This window comes from Streptomyces sp. W1SF4 (genome assembly GCF_003950035.1).
Lineage (GTDB): Bacteria > Actinomycetota > Actinomycetes > Streptomycetales > Streptomycetaceae > Streptomyces > Streptomyces racemochromogenes.
This window is the reverse complement of the sequence record NZ_CP034350.1, coordinates 3975001-3980000: the sequence shown is the minus strand read 5'-3', so window position 1 is coordinate 3980000 and position 5000 is coordinate 3975001. Positions and strand designations below refer to the sequence as shown.

Below are 5000 nucleotides of genomic sequence, written 5' to 3'. Positions count from 1 at the left end.
AAGCACGCCGCCAGCGTTCGTCCTGAGCCAGGATCAAACTCTCCATGAATGTTTACCGGTAATCCGGTCCACACCACGAAAGAGCGGGCCAGTCACGGTCGGAATAAGACCGACTGACCACAACGTCCTCGCTGTGTTCGTTGCCTGCCAGTGCCCGAGGGCCCGACAGGTCTTTTTCAAAGGAACCTCATCCACCGGAGTGGACGGGGTATCAACTTCTGGCGTTGATTTTTGGCACGCTGTTGAGTTCTCAAGGAACGGACGCTTCCTTTGTACTCACCCTTTCGGGCTTTCCTCCGGGCTTTCGCTCTTCGTTCTTGCGTTTCCGACTCTATCAGACTCTTTCGTGTCCGATTTCCTCGGCGCTTTCGAGGTTCTACGCTTTCGCGCTTTCCCTTTCCGGCGGTTCCGACTCTATCAGAAGTTTTCCACCGGATTTCCCGGCTTCAACGTTTCCGAATGGAGAGTCGAATGCACTCCACCCGGAAGAGATTCCCTGTGGAGTGGTGGTCGCCGAACTTGTCCAGTTCGAGGCAACCGTTTGACTCTACAACCCTGCTCCTGGGGGTGTCAAAACGAGGTGGGAGCCTCGTGCACCCGCAGCAGCAGGGCCATCAGGGTGTCCCGTTCGGCCGGGGTGAGGGGAGCCAGCAGCTGCTCGTTCGCCGCTTCCGCGAGGGTCGCGCAGCGGGCCAGGGCCGCCTCTCCCCGTGGGGTGACGGTGACGGCGTTCTTGCGGCGGTCGGCCGTGTCCGGCGTGCGCAGGACGAGACCCGCCTCCTGGAGGTGGTTGAGGATCCCGACCATGTCTTTCGGATCCACGGCGAGCCGGCGCCCCAGGTCCGCCTGCGCCACGGGGCCGTACTCGGCGGTCGCGGCCAGCACGGCGTGCTGCATGAGCTTCAGGCCCTCCGCCGCCAGGGCCTCCGCGACCAGGCCCCGCCCGCGCGCCGCGACGCGGCCAACGAGCCAGCTGGGCAGGGACTGGATGTGGCCGAGGGGTGAGGTCATGCGAGCACCCTACCCAGAATCGTTGGACACCCCTACGAATTCGAGCCTATCGTTGGAACGCCCAATGAATGAGTCGGATGGGGAGGTCCTGTGCTGCGCATGCGCCATGAGGTCGACGGTGGGGGCGGCGGAGTTCTGGTCGCCGAGGAGGTCGGTCGGCCCGTGCCCGGGCCCGGCCAACTGCTCGTAAGGACCGAAGCCATCGGGGTCACGCTGCCCACCGTCCGCAAGGTGCGGGAGGGAAGCGGGCCCGTGTCGTTGGGCGGGGAGGTGGCAGGGGTGGTCGTCGGCACCGGTGGGGACGTCACCCCCTTCACCGTCGGAGACCGCGTCACCGGACTCTGCTTCACCGACGCCTACGCCGAGTACGCGGTGCTGGACACCGCGATGGCCTCCCCCGTCCCCGCCGGGGCGAGCGCCGTGGAGGCGGTGGCGCTCGTCCGCAGCGGGCTGGTGGCCCGCGGCGCGTACGAGGCCGGCCGTGTGCGGCCCGGCGAATCCGTCCTCGTCACGGCGGCCGCCAGTGCGGTGGGCACCTTCGCCCTCCAGCTCGCCAAGGCCGGCGGGGCGGGGCGCGTGGTCGCCGCCGTCAGCAGCGCCGCCAAGGCCGCCTTCGTCCGCGGCCTGGGCGCCGACGAGGTCGTCCAGTACGAGGACGCCGACTGGGGCGCTGCGTACGACGTGGTCCTCGACGGAGTCGGCGGCGACCTCCTCGGCCCCGCCGTGCGGGCCCTCGCCACGGGCGGCCGGCTGGTTGCCTACAGCTCCGGCGGAGGCACCGTGGAGGCGTACGAACTCCTGCTCCGCGGCGCCTCGTTGATCGGCTTCCAGATGCGGGCCGTCGCCCTCGGGCATCCCGACCTCTACGCCCGCTGGCGGCGCGAGCTGTGGGAGCTGCGCGACGCGGGCGCCCTGCGCACCGCCGTCCACGCGCGGATCCCCCTCGCCGAGGCCGCCCGCGCGCACGCCGTCATCGAGCAGCGCCGCAACCTCGGCAAGGTCGTCCTGGTCCCCTAGGCAGTATCCGGCGGGAGCGGCCTGTGGTTCTAGAGTCTCCCCGTGGACGTCAACAGCTGGTTCGTGGTCGAGGACCCGGAGGAGTACGGCGAGGAGCCCTGGGACTTCGACGAGGCCGAACTCGCTTTCCTGACGGCCCTGCGAGCCCGGGCAGCTGAATGGCAGGTGCCGTGGGCGCCCAGCCAGGTCGGACGGCCCGAGGACGAGTCGTCGTTCCTCGTCCATGTCAGCCTTCTCGATGAGGCGCGCCGACTGGTGCTCGGCGAGTGGGCCGTGCACTTCTACGGCACACACGTGCTGGCCGGGAAAGTCCGCGACCAGCTCTTCAACCTTCACGAGTCGCCCGAGCACGGCTTCCTCCAGGCCTCCGGCACGGTCGAGGAGCTCGCGGAGCGGTGCGCCGACTGGTTCGAGAGCGTGTTGAGGCGCCCTGTCGTCCGCGTCGAATGGCCGTTCAAGGATGGGAGGCATGCGACCCACTGGGAGTTCGCCGACACAGGCGAGATCCTGGCGACGCGCGGCTCCACCCCCGCCGACGGCTCACCCCCGGCCCACCGCCTCCCGGTCCGTCTCTGATCCGCCGTTCCCGGGACACCTGACGCCAAACCTGCCAGGGACGGGACATCAGCCCCAGCGCCACCAAACCTGCCCAGGCTCAGCAGACTTAGCGGGGGCCGGGCTCCGCGGCGGCGCGCCAGGTTCTCGCGTAGCCCTCGCGGAGGGGGCCGCCCACGAGGGCGAGGATTTCCCCGGCGGCATCGGCAAAGCGTTCCGGATCGCCGGTCTCGCAGAGGCGGCGGTAGCCGTCCAGGAGGGCGCCGCCGTGTTCGGGGTCGGCCTGCAACAGGCGGCGGGGGAGCCACTTCCCGCTCCCGGTCCATGCCCTGGGGTGGTCGAAGAGGAGGTCGGCGGCCGTGTTGAGGACGACATCGGCCACGGCGAGGCGTTCGACGACGTCAGCCACGTCGGCGAGGTCGTCCAGCGCATCGGTGAGCACGTAGCGCCGGCTCAGCACCACTGCTCATGATCAGCAGGCTGGCACACCCGCCGCCGTCCGAGCGAGGGGTTTCCAGCGGAGTCTCCCGTCACCTGAGAGTCAGGGCCTCCGCTATACGAGTCCGGGCTGCCCGGACTCCTGAAAGCGGTGTACGGAGCGACGGAGGAGGTCGAGGAACTCCGCGAGGCCGCCCGTGATCCGTTGGAACTCGCCGTCCTCGGAGGCGGTCCGCGACCGCCAGACGGCGCCGTCCGCGGCGACCGCGTACAGGATCCCTCCCCCGTCGGAGCCGATGAGTACGGCGGGGACGGTGCCGCCGGCCTCGGGCAGCTCGATGCGTTCGATGGCGGCGCGCGACGCGGAGTGCAGGAAGTAGCCGTTGCCGATGTCGCCCATGTCGACGGCGCCGATGGCTCCGTAGAACGCGGCGAGGTCGGCGAAGCCCGGGGACTCCGCGGCGAACCGGTCAGCGGCGACGCGGTCCGCCGGCTCCGGGGAGCGGACCGCGTTCTCCCCCGGGCCGTAGCCGTACTTCTCCTCGAAGCCGACCACCACGACGGCCAGGGCCGCCGACACCTCCTCCCGCCACTCGGCGAGGAAAGCGGCGGTCACCGGGAAGGAGCCATACGAATCGCGCATACTGCCATTCTCCGTTCTGCCGGCGCCGCCTTCTGCGTACACCACGGCCCGTAAACGCAGAAAAGCCCCGCACCAGAAGGTGCGGGGCTTTCCCACAATGATTGTTCGGCGGCGTCCTACTCTCCCACAGGGTCCCCCCTGCAGTACCATCGGCGCTGAAAGGCTTAGCTTCCGGGTTCGGAATGTAACCGGGCGTTTCCCTAACGCTATGACCACCGAAACACTATGAAGTTTGAACTCCAGCCGGCAAGGCGAGTTCGTTACTTCAGAACTAACACAGTGGACGCGAGCAACTGAGGACAAGCCCTCGGCCTATTAGTACCAGTCAGCTCCACCCGTTACCGGGCTTCCACATCTGGCCTATCAACCCAGTCGTCTACTGGGAGCCTTACCCTCTCAAGGAGGTGGGAATACTCATCTTGAAGCAGGCTTCCCGCTTAGATGCTTTCAGCGGTTATCCCTCCCGAACGTAGCCAACCAGCCATGCCCTTGGCAGGACAACTGGCACACCAGAGGTTCGTCCGTCCCGGTCCTCTCGTACTAGGGACAGCCCTTCTCAATATTCCTACGCGCACAGCGGATAGGGACCGAACTGTCTCACGACGTTCTAAACCCAGCTCGCGTACCGCTTTAATGGGCGAACAGCCCAACCCTTGGGACCGACTCCAGCCCCAGGATGCGACGAGCCGACATCGAGGTGCCAAACCATCCCGTCGATATGGACTCTTGGGGAAGATCAGCCTGTTATCCCCGGGGTACCTTTTATCCGTTGAGCGACGGCGCTTCCACAAGCCACCGCCGGATCACTAGTCCCGACTTTCGTCCCTGCTCGACCCGTCGGTCTCACAGTCAAGCTCCCTTGTGCACTTACACTCAACACCTGATTGCCAACCAGGCTGAGGGAACCTTTGGGCGCCTCCGTTACCCTTTGGGAGGCAACCGCCCCAGTTAAACTACCCATCAGACACTGTCCCTGATCCGGATCACGGACCGAGGTTAGACATCCAGCACGACCAGAGTGGTATTTCAACGGCGACTCCACAACCACTGGCGTGGCTGCTTCAAAGTCTCCCACCTATCCTACACAAGCCGAACCGAACACCAATATCAAACTGTAGTAAAGGTCCCGGGGTCTTTCCGTCCTGCTGCGCGAAACGAGCATCTTTACTCGTAGTGCAATTTCACCGGGCCTATGGTTGAGACAGTCGAGAAGTCGTTACGCCATTCGTGCAGGTCGGAACTTACCCGACAAGGAATTTCGCTACCTTAGGATGGTTATAGTTACCACCGCCGTTTACTGGCGCTTAAGTTCTCAGCTTCGCAACCCCGAAAGGTC

General features: G+C 66.2%; 5 protein-coding genes and 3 rRNA genes (2 of these 8 only partly in view). 2 read left to right on the top strand and 6 right to left on the bottom strand.

The window, feature by feature from the left end:
* Together D1J60_RS18570 and D1J60_RS18560 are read right to left on the bottom strand one after the other, a co-directional pair.
* Window positions 1–49, bottom strand: a 16S ribosomal RNA gene (locus D1J60_RS18570); it reaches 1475 nt to the left of the window's first position.
* Window positions 50–570: 521 nt separating this feature from the next.
* Complete coding sequence (locus D1J60_RS18560) at window positions 571–1011, bottom strand: MarR family transcriptional regulator (RefSeq protein WP_125821839.1); 441 nt, start codon at window positions 1009–1011, stop codon at window positions 571–573.
* Between the two features lie 99 nt (window positions 1012–1110).
* Here D1J60_RS18560 and D1J60_RS18555 point away from each other — a divergent pair, with 99 nt between their 5' ends.
* Window positions 1111–2028: a zinc-binding dehydrogenase gene (locus D1J60_RS18555; RefSeq protein WP_125824087.1), complete on the top strand. Its 918-nt coding sequence runs from the start codon at window positions 1111–1113 to the stop codon at window positions 2026–2028.
* Between the two features lie 42 nt (window positions 2029–2070).
* Window positions 2071–2604: a hypothetical protein gene (locus tag D1J60_RS18550; protein WP_125821838.1), complete on the top strand. Its 534-nt coding sequence runs from the start codon at window positions 2071–2073 to the stop codon at window positions 2602–2604.
* 88 nt (window positions 2605–2692) lie between these two features.
* Here the strand turns inward: D1J60_RS18550 and D1J60_RS18545 are convergent, their stop codons facing one another.
* The 4 genes from D1J60_RS18545 to D1J60_RS18530 all read right to left on the bottom strand — a co-directional run.
* Entirely contained in the window at window positions 2693–3043 is a 351-nt protein-coding gene (locus tag D1J60_RS18545; protein ID WP_206436540.1) for a hypothetical protein, read from the bottom strand.
* A 93-nt stretch (window positions 3044–3136) separates the two neighbouring features.
* A complete protein-coding gene (locus D1J60_RS18540) occupies window positions 3137–3664 on the bottom strand; it encodes an SMI1/KNR4 family protein (protein ID WP_125821837.1) in 528 nt (175 codons plus the stop codon).
* 103 nt (window positions 3665–3767) lie between these two features.
* Window positions 3768–3884, bottom strand: a 5S ribosomal RNA gene (gene rrf / locus D1J60_RS18535).
* A gap of 75 nt (window positions 3885–3959) precedes the next feature.
* Window positions 3960–5000 (bottom strand): 23S ribosomal RNA (locus D1J60_RS18530); it runs 2078 nt beyond the window's last position.